General features: G+C 73.0%; 18 protein-coding genes and 1 tRNA gene. 6 read left to right on the top strand and 13 right to left on the bottom strand.

Annotated elements, in window-relative coordinates:
* Nucleotides 1–165 precede the first annotated feature (165 nt).
* On the top strand, nt 166–1,365 hold the full coding sequence (locus DEJ08_RS05605) for a Fic family protein (RefSeq protein ID WP_284180510.1): 1,200 nt from the start codon (nt 166–168) through the stop codon (nt 1,363–1,365).
* Between the two features lie 29 nt (nt 1,366–1,394).
* Nucleotides 1,395–3,566 (top strand): S9 family peptidase, encoded by a 2,172-nt coding sequence (locus DEJ08_RS05600; RefSeq protein ID WP_111054883.1) that lies wholly within the window; start codon nt 1,395–1,397, stop codon nt 3,564–3,566.
* Nucleotides 3,567–3,677: 111 nt separating this feature from the next.
* Here the strand turns inward: DEJ08_RS05600 and DEJ08_RS05595 are convergent, their stop codons facing one another.
* Nucleotides 3,678–5,207, bottom strand: coding sequence for a CYTH domain-containing protein (locus DEJ08_RS05595; RefSeq protein ID WP_181438354.1), 1,530 nt, complete (start codon nt 5,205–5,207; stop codon nt 3,678–3,680).
* A gap of 58 nt (nt 5,208–5,265) precedes the next feature.
* Between DEJ08_RS05595 and DEJ08_RS05590 the strand changes: the two genes are divergently transcribed.
* Nucleotides 5,266–5,538 (top strand): mycoredoxin, encoded by a 273-nt coding sequence (locus DEJ08_RS05590; RefSeq protein ID WP_071405571.1) that lies wholly within the window; start codon nt 5,266–5,268, stop codon nt 5,536–5,538.
* A 107-nt stretch (nt 5,539–5,645) separates the two neighbouring features.
* Here the strand turns inward: DEJ08_RS05590 and DEJ08_RS05585 are convergent, their stop codons facing one another.
* Together DEJ08_RS05585 and DEJ08_RS05580 are read right to left on the bottom strand one after the other, a co-directional pair.
* On the bottom strand, nt 5,646–7,772 hold the full coding sequence (locus DEJ08_RS05585) for a DEAD/DEAH box helicase (RefSeq protein WP_181422702.1): 2,127 nt from the start codon (nt 7,770–7,772) through the stop codon (nt 5,646–5,648).
* Between the two features lie 452 nt (nt 7,773–8,224).
* The gene (locus tag DEJ08_RS05580) at nt 8,225–9,469 is read right to left on the bottom strand and encodes a phosphotransferase enzyme family protein (RefSeq protein WP_071405569.1); all 1,245 of its coding nucleotides are present in this window, start codon (nt 9,467–9,469) and stop codon (nt 8,225–8,227) included.
* An 80-nt stretch (nt 9,470–9,549) separates the two neighbouring features.
* On the opposite strand from DEJ08_RS05580, the gene DEJ08_RS05575 reads away from it, so the two are divergent.
* Nucleotides 9,550–10,644 carry an FUSC family protein gene (locus tag DEJ08_RS05575; RefSeq protein WP_111054892.1) on the top strand — a complete coding sequence of 365 codons (1,095 nt, stop codon included), beginning with the start codon at nt 9,550–9,552 and terminating at the stop codon, nt 10,642–10,644.
* Nucleotides 10,645–10,716: 72 nt separating this feature from the next.
* Here DEJ08_RS05575 and DEJ08_RS05570 read toward each other — a convergent pair whose 3' ends face one another.
* A complete protein-coding gene (locus DEJ08_RS05570; protein ID WP_111030517.1) occupies nt 10,717–11,049 on the bottom strand; it encodes a hypothetical protein in 333 nt (110 codons plus the stop codon).
* Between the two features lie 171 nt (nt 11,050–11,220).
* Here DEJ08_RS05570 and DEJ08_RS05565 point away from each other — a divergent pair, with 171 nt between their 5' ends.
* Both DEJ08_RS05565 and DEJ08_RS05560 read left to right on the top strand, forming a co-directional pair.
* Nucleotides 11,221–11,898, top strand: a complete 678-nt coding sequence (locus tag DEJ08_RS05565) for a response regulator transcription factor (RefSeq protein WP_017885962.1) — start codon at nt 11,221–11,223, stop codon at nt 11,896–11,898.
* Nucleotides 11,895–13,406, top strand: coding sequence for a sensor histidine kinase (locus DEJ08_RS05560; RefSeq protein WP_111054881.1), 1,512 nt, complete (start codon nt 11,895–11,897; stop codon nt 13,404–13,406). The genes DEJ08_RS05565 and DEJ08_RS05560 overlap by 4 nt, the downstream gene beginning before the upstream one ends.
* A gap of 27 nt (nt 13,407–13,433) precedes the next feature.
* On the opposite strand, the gene DEJ08_RS05555 is transcribed toward DEJ08_RS05560, so the two are convergent.
* The 9 genes from DEJ08_RS05555 to nadD form a co-directional block, all read right to left on the bottom strand.
* A complete protein-coding gene (locus DEJ08_RS05555; protein WP_111054880.1) occupies nt 13,434–16,844 on the bottom strand; it encodes an error-prone DNA polymerase in 3,411 nt (1,136 codons plus the stop codon).
* A 34-nt stretch (nt 16,845–16,878) separates the two neighbouring features.
* Nucleotides 16,879–18,507, bottom strand: a complete 1,629-nt coding sequence (locus tag DEJ08_RS05550; RefSeq protein ID WP_111054879.1) for a DNA polymerase Y family protein — start codon at nt 18,505–18,507, stop codon at nt 16,879–16,881.
* A complete protein-coding gene (gene imuA', locus DEJ08_RS05545) occupies nt 18,504–19,343 on the bottom strand; it encodes a DnaE2-dependent mutagenesis accessory factor ImuA' (protein ID WP_181439018.1) in 840 nt (279 codons plus the stop codon). Before imuA' ends, DEJ08_RS05550 begins: the two co-directional genes overlap by 4 nt.
* Nucleotides 19,344–19,419: 76 nt before the next feature.
* Nucleotides 19,420–20,937, bottom strand: coding sequence for an anthranilate synthase component I family protein (locus DEJ08_RS05540; protein ID WP_111054878.1), 1,518 nt, complete (start codon nt 20,935–20,937; stop codon nt 19,420–19,422).
* Nucleotides 20,916–21,839, bottom strand: coding sequence for an aldose 1-epimerase family protein (locus DEJ08_RS05535; RefSeq protein WP_111054877.1), 924 nt, complete (start codon nt 21,837–21,839; stop codon nt 20,916–20,918). The genes DEJ08_RS05540 and DEJ08_RS05535 overlap by 22 nt, the downstream gene beginning before the upstream one ends.
* 79 nt (nt 21,840–21,918) lie before the next feature.
* A tRNA-Ala gene (locus DEJ08_RS05530) sits at nt 21,919–21,991 on the bottom strand.
* Nucleotides 21,992–22,099: 108 nt separating this feature from the next.
* Nucleotides 22,100–22,474: a ribosome silencing factor gene (gene rsfS / locus DEJ08_RS05525; protein WP_027464721.1), complete on the bottom strand. Its 375-nt coding sequence runs from the start codon at nt 22,472–22,474 to the stop codon at nt 22,100–22,102.
* 132 nt (nt 22,475–22,606) lie between these two features.
* Entirely contained in the window at nt 22,607–24,124 is a 1,518-nt protein-coding gene (locus DEJ08_RS05520; protein ID WP_111054876.1) for a hypothetical protein, read from the bottom strand.
* Entirely contained in the window at nt 24,121–24,720 is a 600-nt protein-coding gene (gene nadD / locus DEJ08_RS05515; RefSeq protein WP_027464719.1) for a nicotinate-nucleotide adenylyltransferase, read from the bottom strand. The genes DEJ08_RS05520 and nadD overlap by 4 nt, the downstream gene beginning before the upstream one ends.
* Between the last annotated feature and the right edge of the window lie 6 nt (nt 24,721–24,726).

Raw genomic sequence — 24,726 nt, 5'->3', positions numbered from 1 at the left:
GGGGGCGCGGTGCGCGGGCGGGCGCCGTCGCAGGGGCGCGCGGCGGGGCCGGGGGGTCGGGACGGCGGCGCCGGGCGGGCCCGCGGCGGCAAGCGGCGGCAGGCGGCGAGCGGGCGAAATACCGATTCCTGGCGTCGAGCGTCCGGGTGGCTCTACCGTCGCGGGATGGCACACCGGAGCGACACCTGGCCCACGCACGAACGCAGCGAGCGACCGTGGCGGAGCACCGTCCGCGGGTGCCGTGACGACCGGCTGGTGACCACCGTGCGGGTGTCGCTGGCCCCGTCCATCGCGAGGGCTCGGTGGACGCCCGACGACGACACCGTCGCGCTGCTCGACCGGAGCGCCACGGCCCTGCGCGCCCTCGACGTCCACCACGGCTCCCGGCTCGCGCCGCTCGGGTCCGTGCTCGGCCGGACCGAAGCCGTGGCGTCGTCGCGGATCGAGGACGAGTCCGCGTCGATCGACGACCTGGCACGGGCCCTCGTCGGCATCCGGGCGAACGCCGGTGCCACCGCGGTCGTCCGGGCCGGCGGCGCCGTCGAGCACCTGGTGTCCGGAGCGGACTCGGGCACCGTCACCGAGGCCTCCCTGCTCGAGGCGCACCGCCTGCTGATGCGCGACGACCCGGTGGACGGACGGTACGCCGGCCGGTACCGCGACGTGCAGAACTGGATCGGCGGCGGTGCCACGCCCCGCGATGCCGTGTACGTGCCACCACCGCCCGAGCTCGTGGCACCGCTGATGGCCGACCTGTTCGCGTTCGTGCACCGTGTGGACCTGCACCCGATCGCCCAGGCCGCGATCGCCCACGCCCAGTTCGAGTCGATCCACCCGTTCACCGACGGCAACGGTCGGATCGGGCGCGCGCTGATCGGTGCCGTGCTCCGGCTTCGCGGGGTGACGACCACGGTCACGGCACCGGTGGCCACCGCGCTCGCGGCGGATCGGCGGCGGTACTTCCGGCACCTCGAGCAGTACCGCGACGGCAAGGTCACCGGGTTCGTGGTCGACCTGGCCCTGGCGATCGGGACGGTGTGCGACGAGGCGACGCTGAGCGCCCTGCTGCTCGCCGAGCACGACGCCGATCGGTCCGTCGGCCCCTGCGCCTCGGGCCCGCACGCCGTCGTCGGCCGTGCGCTCGCCGACGACCCCGTCCTGACCGAAGCGCACCTGGACACCCTGCTCACCACCGACGAGGTCGAGTGCGTCACCCACGACCTGGTGCTGGCGGGAGTGCTCCGTCCGGTCACCGATCGTCTCCGAGACCGGGCGTGGGTCGCACCGGCCGTGGTCGACGAGCTCGAGGCGTTCGAGCAGCGGGTGCAGGCGGCGGCGGGCGGCTGCGAGCGCACGGCGGCCTGACCGGGGGTGCGGGCGAATAGGGTGGGACGGTGAGCAACGAGCACACCGCATCCACCCCGCCCAGCGCCGCCAAGCGGCCCGTGACACGGACCCACCACGGCATCGACTTCGTCGACGACTACGAGTGGCTGCGGGACAAGGAATCCCCCGACACCCTGGCGTACCTCGAAGCCGAGAACGCCCACACCGACGCCGCCACCGCGCACCTCGCGCCGCTGCGCGACCGCATCTTCGCCGAGGTGAAGAGCCGCGTCCAGGAGACCGACCTCTCCGTGCCGGTCCGCATGGGCGACTGGTGGTACTTCACCCGCACCGCCGAGGGCAGCCAGTACGGCGTGCACTGCCGCGTGCCCGTCGCCGGCCCCGACGACTGGACACCGCCCGCCGTCGTCGAGGGCGAGTCGACACTCCCCGGCGAGCAGGTGGTCCTCGACGGCAACGCCCTGGCCGACGGCCACGAGTTCTTCTCCCTCGGCACCTACGACATCAGCGACGACGGCACCCGCCTGGTCTACGGCATCGACGTCGAGGGTGACGAGCGGTACACCCTGCACGTGCGCGACCTGGCCTCGGGGACCGACCTCGGCGACGCCATCCCGAACACGGGCGCCGGCGCCACGTTCGACCCGGCCGGCCGCTACGTCTTCTACCCCACGGTCGACGAGTCGTGGCGTCCGGACAAGATCTGGCGCCACACGGTCGGCACCGCGGCGTCTGAGGACGTCCTGGTGTTCGAGGAGCCCGACGACCGCTACTGGGTCGGTGTCGGTGTCACCCGCTCATCGCAGTACATCGTCATCGAGCTCGGCTCGAAGATCACGTCCGAGGCGCACGTCCTCGACGCCGCGGACCCGACCGGTGAGTTCCAGGTCGTCTGGCCCCGGCGCGAGGGTGTCGAGTACGAGATCGAGCACGCCATCGTCGGCGGCAGCGACCGGTTCCTGGTGCTGCACAACGACGGCGCCGAGAACTTCGAGCTCGTCGACGTCCCCGCCGACGACCCGACGTCCGAGCGTGACCGCCGCGTCGTCGTGGCGCACCACACCGAGCGCCGCATCGAGTCGGTCGACGCCTTCGCCGGACACCTCGCCCTGGAGTACCGCTCCGAGGCACTCCCCCGCGTCGCGATCATCCCGATCGAGGGCGACGGCTACGGCGACGCGCACGAGGTCCCCTTCGACGAAGCACTGTTCTCGGCGGGGCTCGGCGGCAACCCGGAGTGGGAGCAGCCGACGCTCCGGATCGGGTACACGTCGTTCGTGACCCCTTCCGAGGTCAGCGACCTCGACCTGGCCACCGGCGAGGTCACGGTCCTGAAGCGCCAGCCCGTGCTCGGCGGCTACGACCCGGCCGACTACGTGCAGGAGCGCGACTGGGCGACCGCCTTGGACGGTACCCGCGTGCCGATCTCGCTCGTCTGGCGTCGTGACGCCGTCGAGGACGGCACCCCGGCACCGCTGCACCTCTACGGCTACGGCTCGTACGAGCACTCGATCGACCCCGGCTTCAGCGTCATGCGCCTGTCGATGCTCGACCGCGGTGTCGTCTTCGCCGTCGCGCACATCCGTGGTGGTGGTGAGCTCGGCCGGCACTGGTACGAGAACGGCAAGACCCTGACGAAGAAGAACACCTTCACCGACTTCGTCGCGGTCGCCGAGCACCTGATCGAGTCCGGCCGCACGAGCGCCGACCGCCTCGTGGCCGAGGGTGGCAGCGCGGGCGGGCTCCTGATGGGTGCGGTCGCCAACCTCGCACCCGAGCGGTTCGCCGGCATCCTGGCCGCCGTGCCGTTCGTCGACGCGCTCACGAGCATCCTCGACCCGGACCTGCCCCTCACCGTCATCGAGTGGGACGAGTGGGGCGACCCGCTGCACGACGCCGAGGTCTACCGCTACATGAGCGAGTACACCCCGTACGAGAACGTCCGCGACGACGTGCAGTACCCGCAGATCCTCGCCGTGACCTCGATCAACGACACCCGCGTGCTCTACGTCGAGCCCGCGAAGTGGACCGCGAAGCTCCGCGAGGTCGGCGCTCCGGTGCTGCTGAAGACCGAGATGTCCGCCGGCCACGGTGGTGTCAGCGGTCGCTACGCGTCGTGGAAGGAGCGGGCGTTCGAACTCGCCTGGCTGCTCGACGTGCTCGGGCTCGCCGACGAGACGCCCGCCGCCGCGACCGCCAACCCGATCGCCGCGGGCTGAGCGACGCCTCGCACTTCGTGAGCAGAAGAGGTCGGGTCCGAACGCGGGACCCGACCTCTTCTGCTCACCAAGCGAGCGAAGCGCACGCAGCGCACGCAGCGCGCACCCCGCTCACACGCGGTTGAGCGCGTGCACCGCCTCGTCGTAGGACTCCTCGGCCAGGCGCACCCGGTCCCCCGCGAGCACGCCGTACCCGAACGTGCCCTCACCCCCGCGCTCCGCGATCGCCGCGTTCGCCCGCAGGATGTCGAGGGCGTGCAGGGACCGCACCCGTTCGGTCAGCACGTCGGCAGCGGTGCCGATCCGCTTCCACAGCGCGTGCGGGAACGCGTCGTCGCCGAGCACGTCCATCGCCATCCGGGCGCGCATCGTCTCCTGCCACGCGGCCTCGGTGGTGGTCCGGTCGGCGGCCTCGCGCTCGGCAGCGGTGTCCGAGGTGTCGTCGGCGACGGCGGCCCGGACGAGCTCGCGCACACGCGGCTTCACGTCGGCGCCGACGTCCTGCGCGACCTGCTTCGGTGCGCGGAGCGACCACGCCGTCGGAGCCGGGCGCTCGGCAGCGTCGTCGAGGGCGTCGAGCAGCTCGAGGAACGGCTCGCCGTGCAGGAACGCGACGACGTCCCGCACCGCCTGGTCGCGACGTTCCCGGGTCGAGGCGAGGATGCGCTCGCGGGTCATCGCGTCGACCAGGTCGTCCTGCGCCGGCGACGACGCCCGCGGCAGCCGGTCGATCAGGTACTCGGCCAGCGCCGCACGCGCGGTGACGCCCGCCAGGCCGTCCGCCGCCTCGGCGGCGCGGTCGACGGCCTCGCCGTCGGGGAACGCCGGGCGGTACGCGCCCAGGATCGCGGCGATCTCGAGGGTGGTGTCGGCCGCCTGCCGGAGGTCGGCCGTGTCGCCGGAGCGGAGCCGGGCCTCCTGGCCGAGCAGCGCGACGCGCAGCTTGCGCACCCGCTTCGCCAGGATGCGTGCGGTCGTGCCCTTGGCCGGCTTCTCCTCGGTCTGGAGGCGCGGTGCCGGTGCTCCTGCCAGCCCGCGTGCCAGCTTGGACGCGACGGCGGCGGGGCCGGCGCCGACGGCCGCGAAGCGTCCGTCGAGGGCCGCGAACAGCTCGTGGGCGATCTGCGGGTCGACGCCGTGGACGGTCTCGACCTCGACCTCGCGCCAGGTGCGCGGGGTCTCGGGGGCGTCGTCGTCGAGACGCTGTGCGGTGACCTGGTCGTCGGCGAGCTCGGCGATCTGGTCGCCGTCCTCGTCGAGCAGTCGGGTGACGGTGCGGGTGGTCGTGATCCGGACGACGGGACGCAGCCCGCGGCCACGACGCTCCGTGAAGAGCGCGGCGAGGACCTCGTCGGGCACCGTGTCGGCGTCGTCGGTCAGGGGGAACTGCTGCTCGTGGCGGACCGTGTCCGACTCCGAGCGCTTGATGTGCCAGCCGGCGTCGGGGCCACCCGTGCGGCGGCGCACGGTCACCCGCGCGGCCACCAGGTCGTACCGCTCGGTGTCCCAGTAGGTCGCGTCCAGTTCGAACGGCTCCTGGTGCTCGGTGCGGAGGATGCCGCCCGCGCCGACGAGGTCGGGGAGGGCACCGCCCTCGGGCAGGTCGTAGGTGCGCTCGATCTCGAGGTGCGTGTGGCTCACACGCTCTTGTCTACCAGGCGCTGCGAGGTTTCCCCGCACCCGGGGTTAGCCTGCAGGGATGAGCGACACGATCACCCGCGAGCAGTTCACGCCCGAAGCCGGCGGCGTCACGATGTTCACCACCACGTGGTGCGGCTACTGCGCCCGCCTGAAGAACCAGATGTCGAAGGCCGGGGTGCCCTTCACCGAGGTCGACATCGAGCAGACCCCGGGTACCGCCGAGCTCGTCGCCGAGGTCAACGGCGGCAACCAGACCGTGCCGACGCTCGTGTTCCCCGACGGCTCGACGGCGACGAACCCGTCCCTGGCCGAGGTGCAGTCCCGCATCTGAGCAGGCGGCCCTCCGCAAAACACCGGTGCTCACGCTCCGAACACGCGCATGACGCGGTTCAGAGTGCGAACACCGGTGTTTTGCTGTCAGCGCCGGACGCGCCGGCGCTAGCCGCCGAGCGCCTCGGTCAGCAGCGCAGCCATCGCGTCGAGCTGGATGTCACCGGAGTCGACGACCTCTTCGTCCGAACCGTCGAGCGCGCGGGCGGCCAGGGACGCCTTCGAGTCGATGAGCTCGGCGATCTTGGTGTCGATCGTCTGCGCGGCGATGATGCGCCACGCGGTGACGGGCTCTTCCTGCCCGATGCGGTGCACGCGGTCGATCGCCTGGGTCTGCTCGGCGCTCGTCCACGACAGCTCGGCGAGGACGACGTTCGACGACACCTGCAGGTTCAGACCGACACCGGCCGCGGTCAGCGAGCAGACGATGACGGCGACGTCGGGGTCGTTCACGAACGAGTCGATCTCGGCCGTGCGCTGCGTCGGGGTCTGGTCGCCGCGGATCGTGGCGGTGCGCAGCCCGCGACGGGCGAACACCTCTTCCGCCTGGTCCATCACGTCGAGGTGCTTCGCGAAGAACACGACCTTGCCGACGTTCGAGGCGAGCTGCGCCGCGTAGTCGGCCGCGAGCTGGGCCTTGGCACGGCCGATGCGGCGGACCATCGAGAACACGTTCTCGCCGGTCGACGAGGCGTCCTGGTCCTCGAGCTCCCAGCGGGCGACCTGGCGGACCAGCTTGTGGTCGATGCCGACGACCGGGTCCTGCCCGGTGCGGGCGTCGAGCGCCTGGTGGTAGCGGCGGACGAGCTTCGCGGTGAGCTCGCGCTCGGCGTCGCGGATGGAGCGACCCTCGTCACCGTCGAGCTCGACGGGGATGTCGGCGATCCGGCGTGCCGGGATGTCCGCGGCGACGTCGACCTTGCGGCGTCGGACGATGCCCTGGTCGATGACGGCACGGCGGGCCTCGACGAAGAACCCGGGGTCGGCCGGCGTCAGGCCGATCTCCTCGAGCTCGTTCATGAGCTTCGCGCGCGGCTTCTTGTCGTCGATCCAGCCGAGGTACTCCCAGATGGTGCGGAAGTCCTCGACCGAGTTGATCAGCGGGGTACCGGTCAGCGCCATGAGCAGCGGTGCGGCGGTGCGCTGCCGGATGCGCTCGGCGATCTGCAGCACGAACCGGGCGCGCTGCGAGTCCCTGTTCTTGATGAAGTGCGCCTCGTCGACGACCATCCCCTTGAACCCGAAGTTGCCGAGCCACCCGGCGTGCCGGTCGAGGATCTCGTAGTTCACGATGACGATGTCGGCGAACCCGTCGAGGTCGTTGCCGTCCCCGTGGATCACCGTGGCGCGGTGGTTCGGCACCCAGCGCTCGGCTTCACGCGCCCAGTTCGTCTTGACGACGTTCGGCACGACGACGAGCAGCGGGAACGCGTTCGCGGCGTCGGCGGCGAGCAGCGACTGTGCGGTCTTGCCGAGGCCGGGCTCGTCGGCGAGCAGGAACGTGCGGTGTCCCTGCGCAGCGGCGGCGACGAGTTCCGCCTGGTGCTTCATGAGCGTGGTGCCCGAGCGCGAGTGCAGCGTCGTGGGCTCCGGCAGCGGCATCGTCGCCGCTCCCCCGCCCGCGCCGTACTCGAACGACTTGAACAGCGGCCCGAACAGCTCCCAGTTCGCCAGGCGACGCGGGTGCGCGACGGGCTGGTCGGCGAGGGCGAAGTCCGGTGGCATGAAGGGGTTCGCGAGCTGGCGCTGCACGACCGCCTGCGGCACGACGGCCCGCACCGGGGTCTCGACCACCGCGGCGGGCTCGGACGCGATGACGAGGTCCTCCGGCTGCAGTTCCATGCCGCCGGCGATCATCATGTCGCGCTTGACCGCACGCGTCGCCTCGGACACCTGGACCTCTTCGGCGAGGAGCTGGATGACGCTGGTGTCCCGCGCCGCCGTCTTCGCCAGGATCGTGGCCACGCCGTCGAGCCGCTTGAGCTGCTCGGCGCGCTGCGCGTCGGTGAGCTCCGTGTCGGCCTTCACCCGTGCGCGCTCTTCGCGCATGAGCAGGGCGACCGCCTGGAACTTCGTCCGGTTCGATGCCTTGAGCGGTCCGCGCTGCGCCGCGGCCTCGACCTCGCGCACAGCGCGGGCGAGGACGGGGATGACGCCGTCGTTGTCCAGCGGCCTGGTGCGGCGTGACGCGGTCCGCGTCCCGCCGGCAGCACGCCGGGTGCCTGATCGAGCCAACGCTCCTCCTGTTCCGCCCACACGTCGGGGCGATCCGCCCGTGGGGCGGGAAGTCCTGCACCGGTGCCTGGCGCGGCTCCGGTTCAGCTGCGGGCCACCGTGGCCCACCGCATCGCCGGTCCCCGCATCGGGACGTCCGGTGGACTCCCGCGAGCCGTTCCACACGAGCACCTGCCGGGAGCAGGTTCGGACGGTCCGCGCCGGGATCCGGCGTGGTCACACGCACGTGATGCCCCCTCGGGGCGGTCACGGCCCGGTCCCCGCGTCGATCAAGTGATCGACGGCTGCGTCCGGAATCGACGCGGCACGCGGGAACGCGGTGCGTGCGCACTCAGTTTACTCCCGGACCACCGACGGAGGCGACCGGCGCGTTGCCCGCGCGCGTCGCGACGGCGGACGGGAGGCCCGTGGCGGGCCCGACCCGGGCCTCCAGTCCGTCCTTCGGTCGTGTCTCAGACCTGCGGTGCGGACCGCGGGCGGGTCGAACCGCCGGTCGGGAGGCTCGGGGCCGCGTCCGCGAGGGCGGCCTGCGTCGCGGCGAGGAGCTGCTGGGCCGTCTGGATCCCGTTGGCGGAGCCGGTGGTCGCCTGGCCGCCGGCGTGGGCGAGCAGCTGGGCGCCGATGGCGGGTCCGATGCGGTCGGCCTCGCGCGGGTTGCGCGCGACCCAGTCGCGGGCGATCGCGTCGGCGAGGCGCTCGGCGGCGGCGCCGCGCTCGGCGTCGCCGCGGGACCGGTGCCAGAGCCCGGTGACCACGAGGTGGGCGACGACGGCACCGACGTCACGGACCGGGAAGCCCCAGCCCGCGGTGTCGATGTCGAGCAGGCCGGAGATGCGCCACGGCTCGTCCTCGTCGACGAACACCTGCTCCAGGTGCAGGTCGCCGTGCACGACCTGCTTGGTCGAGCTCGACCAGCCGATGGAGCGGCGGCCGATGGCGTCGTACAGGCGGTCGATCTCCTCGGCGTCACGCGGCAGGGCGGCGATGAGCGTGCGACGGTGCCAGTCGGCGTGGTCCATCGCGTCGGCGCGCGCCTGCTGGGTCATCGGGACGGTGGCGACCCGGCCGCTCAGCGCGGCGAGCGACGCCACGAAGCGGGGGTCGTCGGCGATGTCGAGGATGCGGCTGCCGGCGGGCACGCCGCGGATGCGCTCGAGCACGAGCAGGCCGTCGCCACGGCTGGACAGCACACGCGGCACCGGCAGACCGGCCGCGACGAACTGCTCGTGCGACTGCACGATCGGCGCGACCCGGTGCGGACGGACGATCTTCAGGAACAGGGTGCGCTCGGGGGCGTCGACGCGCACGACCGCGCGCTTGCCGGGCCGGTACGCCGCCACGGTGAGCACCGGGTCGGTGACGGGCATGCCGAGCGTGGTCAGCAGCTCGGCGACGGCGTCGCGGTAGGTGACCTGCGGCAGCACGGGCAGGCCGGGGTCGTTGGGGTACGCCCACACCGACACCGGGTCGCCCGTCGCCGGGTCGGTGACGATCGCGCTGTTCTGGTCGTGGGTGCCGCCGGTGTCGACGTAGGTCAGGACCGTGGCGCGCTGGCCGTTGCGGTCCACCGTGTCGACCTCGTAGCCGTACAGGTAGCCGTTGCCCGAGGGCTCGACGGAGTGCGCCCGCGCGGCCACCACGGAGGTCCCGGAGCCGGCGAAGGCCTGCGGGATGACGCGCTCATGGTTGGGCCACACGACATCAGTCAACCGTGTCGCGCGGGTTTCGTCGCGTTCGTGCACGGCTCGGCGCGCGGCCGGTGGCTACCGTGGTCGGTGTGAACCCGGTCGCGCGTCTCCGCAGCTCCAGTCGCACGCCGTTCCTGCAGGTCGTGAAGACCGCCGTCGCGGTGGTTGCCGCCGTGCTCCTCTGCCGCCTGGTCATCCAGGGGCCGTTCCCCACCTTCGCGGCGATCGCTGCACTGCTCGTGGTGCAGCCGAGCATCAACCAGTCGTTCGTGAAGGGGCTCGAGCGGAGCGCGGGCGTGGTGATCGGCGTCGTGCTCGCCACCGGGTTCCACATGCTGCTCGGCGACGGCGTGTTCGTCGTGCTGCTCGTCATCGTGCTCGCGATCCTCATCGCGTGGGCGCTCCGGCTCACCCCGACCTCGGCCACCCAGGTGGGGATCAGCGGGATGCTCGTGCTCACTGCCGGGGTCGTGACGCCGAACTACTCCGCCGACCGGATCCTCGAGACCGTGATCGGTGCGATCGTCGCCCTGGTCGTGAACGCGCTCATCGTGCCGCCCGTGCTGCTCGAACCGGCGCACCTCGCCGTCGCCCGGCTCGCCCGTGACACCGCGGTGGCGTTCGAGCGGATCGCGATCGGCCTGACCGAGGGGTGGGACCGCGAGCGCTGGGACGAGGCGCTCGTCGCGGCCCGCGCACTCCGGCAGCAGCACGCCAAGGCCGAAGCGTCCCTGGGGTCGGCGCGCGAGTCCCTGACGATGAATCCCCGCAGTGGCCGGCACCGGACGATCCTCGACCGCGACGTGGTGACCACCGACCACCTGCGCGTCCTGGTGACCCGGGTCACCGGGATGACCCGGGCGATCCGTGACAACACCGCACCGGACCTGCGCGACGACCCGGTGGTGCACGGCATCGCGACCGAGGTGGCACGGATCGGTGCGGACGTCCGGGCCCTCAGTGCGCGGGTCGAGTCGACACGGCTCGACCCGGTGGACGGGGTCGGCGGAGCGGACACTGCTGCCTCCGGGCCGGACGTCGGGCCGTGGGCGGAGGCTTCCGAACCGGCGCTCACCGCGCCGCTCGAGGTGGTCCGACCGAACTCCCGGCACTGGGTGCTCATCGGGGCACTGCTCGAGGACATCCGACGGGTGCGTGGCGAGCTGCTCGGCGAGGACGACTAGTCAGTCCGCGTCAGCGCGCTGCGCAGGCCGCTCGGTCTGCTTCAGCGCGCTGCGCAGGCCGCTCGGTCCGCTTCAGCGCGCTGCGCAGGCCGCTTCCGACGCCGTCCGCACGACGTCCGACCAGATCACCGCGGTCGGCACGACGTCGGTCGCACCCGGGATGCCGGCGTCGGCGTACCGGCTGATCTCGGCGACGACGGCCTCGGTACCGACCTCGCGTGCAGCACGGCTCGCCACGTCCGGCACGGCCGTCCGCAGTTCCGCGACCACGCGGTCGCGCGGAGCGTCCTCCAGCTGCGCGAGCGCGCCGATGCCCTTCCACGCGGCGTCCAGTTCGGCGCGCAGGCGCACGATGGCCGGGTGGTCGATCGAGTCGTTCATGATCCCCCAGTGCGGGCGGCGCATCGGGTCGCGCTGTCCGCTGCCGGAGCCTAGCAACGAAGCAAGCGGCGCTCACGTCCCTAGAACGCGGGACAGACCGTTCTGCTTTGTCCTGTGACGAGATTCAGCGAGTCGGACCCGCAGAACGGCCGTCCGCGCCGGTTCGATGCCACGATGGGTCCGAGGAGGTCCACTATGCGGCTGTTGGTGGTCGAGGACGACGACGAGATGCGTGCCCTGATGGAACGCGGACTCGCGGCCGAGGGGTACCGGGTCACGGCCGTCGAGAACGGTGTCGAGGCGCTCATCGCCCTCGGCGAGCAGGCGTTCGACCTGGCGGTCGTGGACGTGATGATGCCCGGCATGTCCGGCTTCGAGCTCGCCCGGCGGATCCGTGAGCGCGAGGACCCCGTGCGGATCCTGCTCGTGACCGCGCGCGATGCCGTCGACGACCGCGTGTTCGGGCTCGACGCGGGCGCGGACGACTACCTCACCAAGCCCTTCGCCTTCGCCGAGCTCACCGCTCGGCTGCGTGCGCTGGGCCGTCGTGAGTCCGCCGGGGCACCCCGCACGATCGAGGTCGGGGACGTGTCGATCGACTCCGAGGCCCGCCGCATCTCGATCAAGGGCCAGCGCGTCGCCGTGAGCCCCACCGAGTTCGCCCTGCTCCGACTGCTCGCCCGGTCCGCCGGCAGTGTCGTCGACCGCCCGAAGATCCTCGAAGAGGTCTGGGACGGTTCGCAGCACGTCGACCCGAACGTGGTCGAGCAGTACATCTCGTACCTCCGCAAGAAGCTCACCGCGCACGAGGCCACCGTCGCCATCGCCACGGTCCGCGGTCGCGGGTACCGCCTGGATCTGCTCGGGGCGTGAGCGGGGCCGACGACGCCCCACGATCGGACCGCCGACGCGGCGGTCCGATCCGGCCGCTGCGTCTGCTGTCGCTGCGTGCCCGGATCACGATCGGCTCGACAGCGATCGCCGCGATCGTCATCCTGCTGCTCGTCCTGGTGATGCGCTTCCAGGTGGTGAGCGTCGTCGCGAGTGCGACCCGCACCCTGCTCGACGCCGATGCCGACCCGTACGTCGCCACGCTCGAGGTCGACAGCGACCCCGACCTCTCGCCGCCGGGCAACGCGCAGCTCGTCGCCGTCGTGTCCCCGTCCGGCGAGATCGTGCTGTCGACGATGCCCGATCGTGTCGAGCAAGCGCTCGGCAGTCTGCGGTCCACCCCCGCCGGCACCTCGATCATCACGGCATCCGGCTCGGAGTACCGCGTCGTGGTGGAGCACCCCGTCAACGAGGCCGGCCGCTGGACCGTCGTCGCCGCCCGCAACTCGCAGGCCGAGGCCATCGTCGTCGACGACCTCACGACGACGCTGTCGCTGACCGGCCTGGCCATCCTGCTCGCGTTCGGCGTGGCGTCCTGGGTGCTCGCGACCACCGCGCTGCGCCCGGTGAACCGGATGCGCCGCGAGGCCGAACGGCTCTCCGTGGCCCCGGAGCGTGCCGAACTGCCGGTGGGCCCCGCCCAGGACGAGCTGGCGTCCCTGGCGACCACGCTCAACGCCTTCCTCGCCCGGACCCGGCAGGCGACCGAGCGCGAACGCCAGATGGTGTCGGACGCCAGCCACGAGCTCCGGACGCCCCTGGCCATCCTGACGACCCAGCTGGACCTCGCCTCGCTCGACGGCAACGACGCCGCCGCCCTCGCCGCCCACATCGAACGCGCCAAGCACAGCGTCGCGCGGTTGTCACGGCTGGCGAACGACCTGCTCGCCCTGTCGCGGATCGAGGAGTCGGAGCGCCGTGAACAGGACGGCGACCGGCGCCCCGAGACCGCGTGGTCGGACCTCGGCGACGAGGTGATGGCCGCGGTCGACCGCGTCCGGCTCATCGCGTCGGCGAAGGACGTCACCGTCGACTTCGACCTCGAGCCGCCCGTCGCCGTCGGTGGTTCCGGCCCGGGCATCGGCGGCGGCACCGTCGAACCGCGGTACCGGATCGACACCGGCGGGATGGCCCAGCTCGTCACGAACATCGCGGGCAACGCCGTGGCCGCAGTCCCCCGCGGCGGCGGCATCTTCGTGTCCTGGCGGAGCACCGGCGGCGAGGGCGTGCTGCAGATCACCGACGACGGCCCCGGCGTGCCCGAGTCCTTCATCCCGGTGGCGTTCGACCGCTTCACCCGTCCGGACGAGGCCCGGACGTCCCGCCCGAACCCGGACCCGTCGACCGGTGCCGGCGCCCTGCCCGGCGGCTCCGGGCTGGGACTCGCGATCGTGCGTGCGGTGGCGGAACGGGCGGGAGGCACGGCGTCGCTCCGCAACGTGCCCGCCGGTGGGCTCGAGGTCACGATCCGCCTGCCCGAGGTGCGCTGAGCACGACGGCTCGCCTGAGCAGACCACTCACTGGAAGTCCCGCGAGCGGGTGCGGACGGACAGCGACAGGTGCTCGATGCGGTCCGCCACCAGGTTGACCACCCCGTCGGGCGAGCGCTCGAGGATGCCCCGGACGATCACCGCCGGGGACTCCCGCGCCACCCGGCGGAAGCGCCCCCAGACCCCGACGCTGCAGATGACGTTGACCAGCCCGGTCTCGTCCTCGACGTTCAGGAACGTGATGCCGGAGGCCGTCGCCGGACGCTGCCGGTGCGTCACGATCCCGCCGACCTCGACCCGTCGTCCGGTCTCGGCGGTCGCGGTGTCCTGCACGCTGAGCACCCGGCGGGCTGCGAGCCGGTCGCGCACGTGCCGGACGGGGTGGTCGTCGGTCGTCATGCCCGTCGACCACATGTCGGCGATGAGCACGTCCCCGCTCGTCATCTGCCCGAACAGCGGCGGCTGCACGAACACCTGCGTGTCCGGCAACTGGTCCGGACGCTCGGCGGCCGCCTGGGCAGCCGACCACATCGCACCGCGGCGGTCGATGTCGAACGGGGCGAAGGCGTCGGCGGCGGCGAGGGCCTCGAGCTGCGGCGTGGTGAGCCCGACCCGGCGGGCCAGGTCCGACATGTCGCGGAAGGGGCCGTTCGCGTCCCGCTCCGCGACGATCTTCTCGGCGCTCTTCCGGCTGAGCGACGCGACCTCGGCGAGCCCGAGCCGCACGGCGAAGGCACCGTCGCGTCGGTGGCTCGCGGTGTCGTCGGGGAGCGCCTTGTCGAAGGGCAGCACCGGTGGCTGCTCGGTGGCCAGGCACGCGTCGTCACCGGCAGGGGCGTCCCCGTCCGGCAGCGGTTCGAGCGTGGCGTCGACCCCGGACCGCAGGATGTCCGGTCGCAGTACGCGGACGCCGTGCCGCCGGGCGTCGGCGACCAGGGTCTGCGGTGAGTAGAACCCCATCGGCTGCGCCCGGAGCAGTGCCGCCAGGAACGCCCCCGGGTAGTGCAGCCGCATCCACGCACTCGCGTAGACGATGAGGGCGAAGCTGATCGAGTGGCTCTCCGCGAAGCCGAAGTTCGCGAACGCCTGGATCTTCGCGTAGATCGCGTCGGCGTCGGCCCCGTGGATGCCGTTGTCCGCCATCCCCGTGTAGAGCTTGTCGCGCAGTCGGTCGATCTTCTCGTGCCCGCGCTTCGACCCCATCGCCCGTCGCAGCAGGTCGGCGTCGTCACCGGAGCAGTTGCCGACCGCGATCGCCATCTGCATCAGCTGTTCCTGGAACAGCGGGACCCCGAGGGTGCGTTCGAGCACGGGTTCGAGCGCCGGGTGCATGTAGGTGATCGGTTCCTCGCCCGTGCGCCGGCGGATGTACGGGTGCACCGCGCCGCCCTGGATGGGCCCGGGGCGGACGAGTGCGACCTCGATCACCAGGTCGTAGAACCGCCGCGGGAGCAGTCGGGGCAGGGTGCCCATCTGCGCACGGGACTCCACCTGGAACACCCCGATCGTGTCCGCGCGGCAGAGCTGGTCGTAGACCCCCTGTTCCTCCTTCGGGATGGAGTGCATCTCCCAGCGCTCCCCGCAGTGCTCTGCCGCCAGGTCGAACGAGTACTGCAGGGCCGCGAGCATGCCGAGCCCGAGCATGTCGAACTTCACGAGCCCCATGTACGCGCAGTCGTCCTTGTCCCACTGCAGCACGGTGCGGCCGTCCATCCGGGCGTGCTCGATCGGCACGACCTCGCCCACCGGACGGTCGGTCAGCACCATGCCGCCGGAGTGGATGCCGAGGTGCCGCGGGAACCCGAGGACGTCGCTCGCGAGCCCGACGACCGCCGGCGGGATGTCGTGGTCCTGGCTCTCGGTCACCGACCCCCACCGCTCGACCTGCTTCGACCAGGCGTCCTGCTGCCCGGGGCTGTGGCCGAGCGCCTTCGCCATGTCGCGCACCGCGCCCTTGGGCCGGTAGGTGATGACGTTCGCGACCTGGGCGGCGTTGTGCCGGCCGTACTTGGCGTACACGTACTGGATCACCTCTTCGCGGCGGTCCGAGTCGAAGTCGACGTCGATGTCGGGTTCCTCGTCGCGCATCGCCGACAGGAACCGCTCGAACGGCAGCCCGTACCGGATCGAGTCCACCGCGGTGATCTCGAGCAGGTAGCAGACCGCCGAGTTCGCCGCCGAGCCCCGCCCCTGGCAGAGGATGCCCCGACCGCGGGCGTACTGCACCATGTCGCGCACGATCAGGAAGTACCCCGGGAAGTTCTTCTCCTCGATCACGGACAGCTCACGCTCGATGCGCTCCCGTTTGCGGGGGTCGACGCCGTCCGCGCTGCCGGGGTAGAACCGCCGGGCACCCGTCCACGTGAGCTCGCGGAGCCACGACATCGCGGTGTGTCCGTCCGGGACGTCGAGGTCGGGCAGCCCGGGCTGCACGGTCTTCAGCTGGAACCCGAGCTCGTCGGCGAGCTCCACGGTCCGCTCGATCGCGCCGGGGTAGCGCCCGAACCGTCTGGCCATCTCGGCGCCGGAGCGCAGGTGGGCGGTGTCGGCGGCGGGCAACCAGCCGTCGATCTCGTCGAGGCTGCGGCGGGCACGCACCGCCGCGAGCGCGGTCGCCACCGGGAACCGGTCGGGGGTGGCGTAGTGCACGTTGCCGGTGGCGACCAGGGGCAGCGCGTGCTTCGCGGCGAGGGTGGCCAGGGCGTCGTTGCGGGCGCTGTCGAGCGGGTCGCCGTGGTCGAGCAGCTCCACGACGACGTTGCGGCTGCCGAACCGGTCGAGCAGCACCCGGAGCGCCGTCTCGGCGGCGGACTCGCCACCCTGCTCGAGGGCCTGCCGCACGGAGCCCTTCCGGCAGCCGGTGAGGACCCGCCAGTGCCCGTCCGCCCGCGCGGCGAGGTCGTCGAGGTCGTACTGCGGGCTGCCCTTCTCGGACCCGGCTGCCAGGTGTGCGCTCGTCACCGCGCCGGCGAGCCGGTGGTAGCCGTCCTGGCCGTCGGCGAGCAGGAGCAGGTGCGAGCCCTCGGGGTCGGGCACACCGTTCTGCGGCTCGGTCAGCCCCAGGGACAGCTCGGTGCCGAAGACGGTGCCGACCTGCGGGTACGACTCGGCGACCTCGGCCATCCGGGCAGCCCCGTAGAAGCCGTCGTGGTCGGTGAGCGCGAGGGCGTGCAGTCGGAGCCGAGCGGCTTCTTCGAACAGGTGCTCGGGCTGACTGGCGCCGTCGAGGAAGCTGAAGGCCGAATGTGCGTGCAGTTCGGCGTACGGCACGACGGGCCCGCCGTCGGTGTCGAGCGGCGACGGGACGTACGGCTCGCGCTTCCGCGACCACGCCGGGCTGTCGCCGCCGTCGCCGTCGTGGGCCGTGCCCGGGCTCCGCTTGTCGGACAGCGCGCGCTCGAACTGCGACCACGGGATGGGTGGGTTGCTGTAGCCCATCAGGTCACGCTCCTGTCGGTGGTGGTGGTCGGGGTCACGTCGCGATCGCCTCTGCCCACCAGCGGTGGTCCGCCAGCACCAGGTACCAGGCGCGCCCCTCGGCGTCGACGAGCTGCAGCCGGTGCAGGCGTCGGCCGCCGGACTCCCACCACCGGACGACGAGCGGCCACGGGCCCGCCCAGGCCGTCACGGCCGAGAAGCCGCCGCCCCGGTCACCCTCGGCACGGAACCGTTCGGGTGCGCCGGACAGCACGCCGCGCTCGTCGACGTCGACGCTCGCACCGCCGGCGGCGACGACGTCGACCGGTCGGGGGCGCTCGAGCACGGTGGCGGGGGGCGGGCCGGGCAGTTTGCCGGGCCACGGACGGTCGCGGACGGTCGCCAGGGCTCGCTCACCGCCGGCGGGTGCGTCGCCCCACGGCACGAGCACCACGCGCTCGGACAGGGTGCGGCCCCCACCGATGCGCGGACTCACCACACCGTCGTGGCCGACCATGCCCTGGATCCGGGCGAGGCCGTGGTGCACGCGCTCGTCCGGGCCGGAGCCCCACAGCCCGCGCTCGTGGTTCGCCATGTCGTCGACGGCGACCGGCTCGAGCACGACCGAGGTGACCGGCGCCTCGAGCCCGCTGGGGTCCACCCCGCCGGCGAGCTGCCACCGCACCCGGTCGACCACGTCGGCGGCGTCGAACCAGCGCGGGTGTGCCCAGGTCCGTTCGAGCAGGATGTCGCGCTCGTCGACGATCCCCACACGGATGGTCGTCGCCACGAGCCCCGCGGCCCGGAGTCGCTCGGCGAAGTCGTCGGCGGAACGCCGGAACGCGAAGGCGATCTGGTCGGCACGGTCCAGCGGGGGTTCGAACGACGCCTCGACCCGGAGCTCCGGCGGGATCTCCCGCGCCGCGATCTCGCGGGGGTCGCGGCCCCCGGCCAACCGGTGCAGGAACGCCCCGGCCACGCCGAAGCGGTCCCGCACCTGTTCGTCGCCGAGTGCCGCGAAGTCGCCGAGCGTGGTGATGCCGAGCCGGTCGAGCACCGTCGTGAGGTCGGGGTCGCCGAGCACACCGAGCGGCAGGTGCGCGAGGAAGTCCGCCGATCCCCCGACGGGCACGAGCCGCACCCGTTCACCGGGACGCACCGGACGGGCACGGGCGGCCTGGTCCGCCGCGAACGGGGTGTCGGCCACCCCGGCCCGCACCGCGGGGGCGCCGTGGTCGGCCGCGATGCCGGCGAGGGTCGCCGCCGCCGCGCGCTCACCGCCGTAGTACCGGGCCGGCCCGCGGGCGCGGAGCGCGAGGGTGCCCGGCCGCAGCACCTCGACCCCCGGGACAGCCGCCTCGACCGCACGGATGACGGGCTCGAACGCGCGGTGGTCGAGGGCGTCGTCGTAGGGCTGCACGAGGAGCTCGGGGCACCGCGCCTGCGCCTCACGCACGCGGAGCCCCCGCACGACACCCTGCTCACGCGCGGACGCGGAGCTCGCGAACACGAGCCCCTTCGCGGTCAGGGCGAGGGGCTGCTCCGGCGGGGTGCCACCGGCCCGAGCCGCCGCGATGACCGGCCAGTCCGGGCACCAGAGCACGATCGTCCGGGTCGGGGGTGGTTCGGGCAGTGCCGCTCCCCGCGTGATCGCGTCGGTCCGGACGCGCCCGGAGGCGATCACGACGCCACCGCCACGGGCCGCAGCACGCGGGTGTCCCCGGAGCCCACCATCGGCACCGGTGTGGCGGCCCGGACCGCACCGTCGGCCGCGGGCAGGAGCAGCTCGGCGGTCGCCGGACGCACCGCGCCGGCACGCCCGGTCGCGGTCACGGTGGCCCGGCGCTCCGTCAGGTGGCCGTGGCCCTGACCGATGCCGCTCCACGTCGAGGACGTGACCCGCAGCGTGACGTCCGCCCCGGGCCAGGAGCCGAGCGCGACGAGTGCGCCACCGCGCTGTCGCAGCCGGGCCGACAGCCGTGCCACGTCGCCCGGCACGACCCGGCCGAGCGGTCGGGTGAGGACGATCTGGGCGACGTCGGCCATCGCCGCCGTCACGGCGAGCCACTGGTCACCCGGATCGGGGACGAGCACGAGCCGTTCGAGGTCGATCCCCGCGGCAGCGGCGGCTTCGATCCCGAAGGACGGCACCCCGACGACCGCACACCACGCCCCGGCCGCCGAGGCCGCCTGCAGCATGGTGATCGCGAGCAGCACCGACTCGGGGACGGCGTAGGTGCCACCGACCCGGATCGCGCCGCCGGGCAGCAGGGGTTCGAGTGCCGAGGCGGTGGGGAGCCCGGCGGTGTCGACCCGGGTGGACTCCATGTCGGCCACCCGGGACCGCAGGGACGTGATGCGGTCGAGCGCGGCCCGGGCATCGCTCAGGTGGTCTGGCCCCCGGCGCGCACCGCCACCGCCCGCACCGCTGCCGCCGCGTGCAGCACCGCTCCGCCCGCCCCGGTCCGGGGTGGGCGACCGGAGTGCCGCCGCCGTCTGCATGCCCTCATATTCGAACATGTGTTCGATGATGTCAATCGCGTCCGACATCCGTGGACAGTCCTGGTCGAACACGTGTTCGGATCAGGGCATCAGCTCACCAGCTGGCAACCGCCCCGACCCCGCCGAGCACCGACCGCGTCTTGGTCTCGACCTCGTCCGCCTCGTCCGCGGGCACCGACGACCAGGTCACCGCTCCCCCTGCTCCGAGGGTCCGGGAACGCACCGCCCCCGACTCGTCGAGCACGGTCACGAGGCTACGGATCGCCACCGACAGGTCGACCGCCCCGCTCGCCGAGAAGTACCCGATCGCGCCCGAGTACACCCCGCGCGGCGCCCCCTCGAGCCGGTCCGCGATCGCCGTGGCACTGCTCTTCGGCGCGCCGGTCATCGACCCCGGCGGGAACGCGGCGTGCACCACGTCGGCCCGAGACGTCCCCGGCGGCAGCACCGCCCCGATCGTCGAGACCAGCTGGTGCACGCTGGCGTACGTCTCGACGGCGCACAGCCGCTCGACGTGCACCGATCCGGGCACCGCGGTCCGCAGCAGGTCGTTCCGCAGCAGGTCGACGATCATCACGTTCTCGGCGCGGTCCTTCGGGCTCGCCGCCAGGTCGTCCCGCGCAGCCGCGTCCGCCACCGCGTCGGCGAGCCGCCGCCGCGTGCCCTTGATCGGCTCCGCGAGCACCGCTCCGGCCGCGTCGATCCGCAGGAACCGCTCCGGTGACCGGCTCGCCACGCGCAGCGGGCCGAGCCGCAGGAACGCGCCGAACGGCACCGGGTCGGCCGCCCGCATCCGCAGGTACTCGCCCAGGTGCGGGTCCGTACCGGGGCCGCCACGGGCCTCCAGTCCGACCGCGAAGGCGGTGGTGAGGCAGACCTGGAACGCGTTCCCCTCGCGGATCTCCGCGCGGCACGCGTCGACCGCCCGCTCGTAGGCGGCGCGCGTGACGCGTCCGGTCGCCGTGGACACCCCGGCCAGGAGGCCCGTGGCCGCGTCCACGACGCCGATCGACGTCGCGGGGGTGGGCACTTCCTCGAGCCACGCGCGGTTCCGCGCGCTGGCCGCCGGTTCCGCGTCGGCGACCAGCGCGAGCGCCCAGGCGCCACCGGTGTGGTCGACGACGACGGCTCGGTCGACGAACCGCAGGTCGGCGTCGGCGTGCCCGTCGGCGGTCCGGTCCGGGCCGCCGGACTCGCGGCCGAGCTCGTAGCCGAGGAACCCGACCCAGCCCAGCGCGAACCCGCACCCGACGACCGGCTCGGGCAGGCGGGGCGTGCGTCGGAGCAGGTCCGCCAGCACCGCGAAGGCCGGACGCTCCTCGGACCGGGCGGGCCCGAACCACCCCTCGGCGGGCGCGGCGACCGTCAGGTGCGCGCGACGGTCCTGGTGCCGGAACCGGGCGGCGAACGGCCCGTCCGTCCACGCCAGCACAGAGAAGCGCGCCCGGGGCCGAGCCGTGGCGGGAGCACCGTCGGGCAGGCCGGAGTCGAGCCACACCAGGTCCCCGGCGACCTGCGCCGCCAGGGCCGCGAGGTCGGGGACCGGGTCGAGTCGGCGGACCTCGACGCGGACGCCGGGGTCGGGGGTGCTCAGATCGCGGCGATCGTCCATGCGGCGGCGTGCGAGGCACCGGGCGCGAGCACCACGAGGCCGCAGTCCTCGCCGTCGTTGAAGGCGTCGGGGGCGCACGTCATCGGCTCGACGGCGAGACCGGCGCGGTGGTACTCGGGGACGACGTGGTCGGCGGTGTGCACCTGGGCCCAGCCGCACTCCGGCCCGAAGGTCGCACGGACCCCGCGACCGTCCGCCGCCGTCACCGCGATGGTGGCGAGGCCGGCGGCGTCACGGTCGAAGCCGGTGAAGGCGTGGTCGATGAACCGGTCGCCGATCAGGGTGGGCGTGCGCAGGTCGAACTCGTCGTGCACGGGGACCAGGTCGGTCGGGACGAGCCGGTCCGGCGTCACCTCGAGCACCTGGGCGGCGGGGAGCGTCAGGGTCCAGTCGTCGACGGTGCCGGTACCCGCGACGAGGTACGGGTGCGGGCCGGTCCCCCACGGTGCGTCCTCGGCCCCGGTGTTCGTCCCGGTGATCGTCGTGTGCAGCCCCTCGGCGTCGAGCCGGTACTCCACGGTGACCTCGACGCGGTACGGGTAGCCCTGCTGCGCCTGGACGGTCGTGGCGAGCACCACGTGGTCGTCCGCCTGCTCCTGCACGCGGAAGTCCGTCCACGCGACGAGTCCGTGCAGGGCGTGGTGCCGTGCGGGCTCGGTCAGGGCCAGCTCGTGGTCGACGCCGCCGAAGGAGTACTCGCCGTCGACGATCCGGTTCGGCCACGGGGCCAGGACGGCACCGCGGAAGACCGGGCGGACCTCGTCGGCGTCGAACGGGACGACCAGGTCTCGCCCCTCGTGCCGCAGGGTCCGCAGTGTCGCTCCGACGGTGGCGATGTCGGCCGTGTACCCGGCGGAGGCGATCGTCAGCGGGGACCCGGACAGCGGCGCGTCGTTGCTCATGCGCTCAGCGTATCGGGCCGCCGAGGCCCGCCGGGTGCACGAAAAACCCCGCCGTTCCGAGGAACGACGGGGTTGAGGGTGGATCTGAGGGGACTCGAACCCCTGACCCCCTGCATGCCATGCAGGTGCGCTACCAGCTGCGCCACAGACCCAGATCGTGCTGCTTCCGTGCCAACCGGTTCCCCGGAGGCACCATAGAAGCGTACACCATGCGAACGCCGGGCAACGAAATCGAAGCCGTCACCCGGGCGCGTCGCTGATCAGGCGGTGTGGTCCACCGGGAGCTCGAGCGGGATCGTCGGGCAGTCGGCCCAGAGACGCTCGAGCGAGTAGTACTGGCGGTCTTCGTCGTGGAAGACGTGCACGATGATCTCGCCGAAGTCGATGAGGACCCAGCGGCCCTCGGTACGGCCTTCGCGGCGGAGCGTCTTGGCACCGAGCTCGAGGAGGCGTTCCTCGACGGCATCGGCGATGGACTGCACGTTGCGCTCGTTCCGACCGGTTGCGAGCAGGAACACGTCCGTGAGCTGCAACGGCCCGGTCACGTCGAGAGCGACGAGGTCCTCGGCCTGCTTGGCGTCGGCCGCGAGTGCTGCGGCCTGCACGAGTTCCAGTGCGCGAGTGGAGGCGGTCACGGATTCCTTCCGGTCGTCGAACCGACGGACAGCCGGTTCGCTTGATGGGTCACGATCATAAGCCACCCCGCCGACAGCGGCCAGGCCAGGGTCGGCGGGGTGGTGGAGAACGGACGTCGAGGACGGCAGCGGTCAGCCGCCGAACGCGTGGGTGGTGAGCAGTGCGGTGATGATGACGCCGGCCGCAGCCAGCCCGACCGCGCCGACCGTCACACCGAGGATCAGCGGCGTGCGCGACTCCTTCGGCTTGGCGGCGGCGAGCACGACCTGACGGGTCGAGGTGTGGCTGGACACCGCGCGGCTGGCCCGCACCGGGCTGGCGTCGGTCTCGGGCTGCTCGTCCTGCTGCTCGAGCAGGCGGTCGACCTCGGCGCCGTCGATCGGCCGGTGCGACCCCGTCGACGACAGCGACGCCGGCAGGTCGATCGACCCGGTCAGGATCACCTCGCCCGTCGCGTTGAGGGCACCGGTGGGGTCGGCCAGCGCCGAGTTCGGCAGGATGATCGCGTTCGTGTTCGTCACCGCGACACGGCGGGTGCCCGTCTCGGCGTCGTGCACCTCGGAGTCGTTCGAGTCGTGCGCCTGCTGCGACCAGTGGCCGGCGGGCGGCGCGAAGGCCGTGGTCACCGGCTTCGGCTCGGTCGGACGCTGGAACGCGGCGGGGACCTTCGGGGCCTCGGTCGCGGGCTCGGGCAGCGGCACCTCGTTGGTGTCGTCGTCCTCGGCGTCGAGCGAGAGCGGGAACACCGCGGGGGTCGCCGCGGCGGCGTTCGTCGGGATCGGCACCGGCGTGATGGCGGGCTGCGACCCGGCAGCGGGAGCGGGAGCGTCGTCGGCAGACCGATCCGGAGCGTCCTCGGACGACTCGTCCGCCGGTGCGACGTCGGTCGTCTCGTCCGCAGGGGCGTCGGACTCGGGGACGTCGCCCGCCGGGGCGTCGGTCTCCGGCGCACCGGAGTCGGGGACGTCGGTCGCGGACGCGTCGGACTCGGTGACGTCGGCGGGCGGCGACCACGTCGACCGGTGGCGGCGGGGCTCCTCGGCGTGCGCGGCGGCCTCGTCGAGGGGCTCGAGCGCGTCCGGGGACCCGTCGGCCTCGGTGGCCTGGGCGACGGCGGCCTGGTCGAGGACCGTCGGGGCAGCGGGCTGCTCGTCGTGCGCGGCCTCGGCGTCCGGAGCGCTCTGCGGCGCGGCGGAGGGGTCGATCGTGTCCACCGACCCGAGGACGTCCTCGACGGTGCGGTCGGACGACTGGGGCGTGGGGTTCTGCAGCGGGACCGGCAGGACCGCCTGGCGCTCTGCGGCACGGAGCTGCCGGATCTGGCGACGGGTGAGCCCACCGCTACCGGGGACGATCTCGGTCGCGGAGGCCGGCGGGAACGGCGGCACACCGGCCGCGGGCGCCGACACCGGGACGGACTGGTCAGACCCGGACTCGGTCTGCGCCGATGCCGGCGCGGACGACTGGGCGGGGCCACCGGGGGCCGGGGCGACGTGCGACCCGGGGCGGCGACGAGACTCGGGGGTCTCGGCGGCGGGTGCGGCGACGGTCGGGGGCGGCGTCGCGGGCTGCGAACCGGCCGCGGCGGCACGCTCCCGCTCGCGCGCCTGGCGCCGCGACAGGGGCGGCTGCGCGTCGGACGAACTCATGCAACGCTCCGATACAGATGGTGCTTGGAGATGTACTGGACGACACCGTCGGGAACCAAGTACCAGACGGGGAACCCCCGTCGAACCCGGTCACGGCAATCCGTCGAGGATATGGCCAGTGCAGGGACTTCGAGCAAGCTTACGTCCCGCTCGGGCAATCCGGTGAGGCTCAAGGCGTGTCCCGGACGCGTCACGGCCACGAAGTGCGCGAGGTCCCAGAGACCATCATGGTCTTTCCAGTCGACGATCTGCTGAACGGCGTCTGCGCCCGAGATGAAGACGAGCTGGGCATCCGGTCGCTGTTCGTGCAGGTCCCGCAGGGTGTCGACGGTGTACGTCGGCCCCGGGCGGTCGATGTCCACGCGGCTGACGGTGAACATCGGGTTCGACGCGGTGGCGATCACGGTCATCAGGTACCGGTGCTCGGCGTCGGTGACGTCGGACTTCATGTACGGCTGTCCGGTGGGGACGAAGACGACCTCGTCGAGGTCGAACGCCCGCGCCACCTCGGACGCCGCGACCAGGTGCCCGTGGTGGATGGGGTCGAACGTGCCACCCATCACGCCGATGCGTGGCCGTCCGGTGGTCTCGAGCATCGAGTG

It is taken from the genome of Curtobacterium sp. MCLR17_054, assembly GCF_003234335.2.
Lineage (GTDB): Bacteria > Actinomycetota > Actinomycetes > Actinomycetales > Microbacteriaceae > Curtobacterium > Curtobacterium flaccumfaciens.
The sequence above is the reverse complement of the archived record's forward strand: the minus strand, read 5'-3'. Positions and strand labels throughout refer to the sequence as shown.

Bases quoted from the DNA above. Each gene is read 5' to 3' on its own strand.
- DEJ08_RS05605 (WP_284180510.1), top strand. From the start codon at position 166: ATGGCACACCGGAGCGACACCTGGCCCACGCACGAACGCAGCGAGCGA.
- DEJ08_RS05590 (WP_071405571.1), top strand. From the start codon at position 5,266: ATGAGCGACACGATCACCCGCGAGCAGTTCACGCCCGAAGCCGGCGGC.
- DEJ08_RS05570 (WP_111030517.1), bottom strand. From the start codon at position 11,049: ATGCGCCGCCCGCACTGGGGGATCATGAACGACTCGATCGACCACCCG.
- DEJ08_RS05565 (WP_017885962.1), top strand. From the start codon at position 11,221: ATGCGGCTGTTGGTGGTCGAGGACGACGACGAGATGCGTGCCCTGATG.
- DEJ08_RS05555 (WP_111054880.1), bottom strand. From the start codon at position 16,844: ATGGGCTACAGCAACCCACCCATCCCGTGGTCGCAGTTCGAGCGCGCG.
- imuA' (WP_181439018.1), bottom strand. From the start codon at position 19,343: ATGTTCGAATATGAGGGCATGCAGACGGCGGCGGCACTCCGGTCGCCC.
- DEJ08_RS05540 (WP_111054878.1), bottom strand. From the start codon at position 20,937: ATGGACGATCGCCGCGATCTGAGCACCCCCGACCCCGGCGTCCGCGTC.
- DEJ08_RS05535 (WP_111054877.1), bottom strand. From the start codon at position 21,839: ATGAGCAACGACGCGCCGCTGTCCGGGTCCCCGCTGACGATCGCCTCC.
- DEJ08_RS05520 (WP_111054876.1), bottom strand. From the start codon at position 24,124: ATGAGTTCGTCCGACGCGCAGCCGCCCCTGTCGCGGCGCCAGGCGCGC.
- nadD (WP_027464719.1), bottom strand. From the start codon at position 24,720: ATGCTCGAGACCACCGGACGGCCACGCATCGGCGTGATGGGTGGCACG.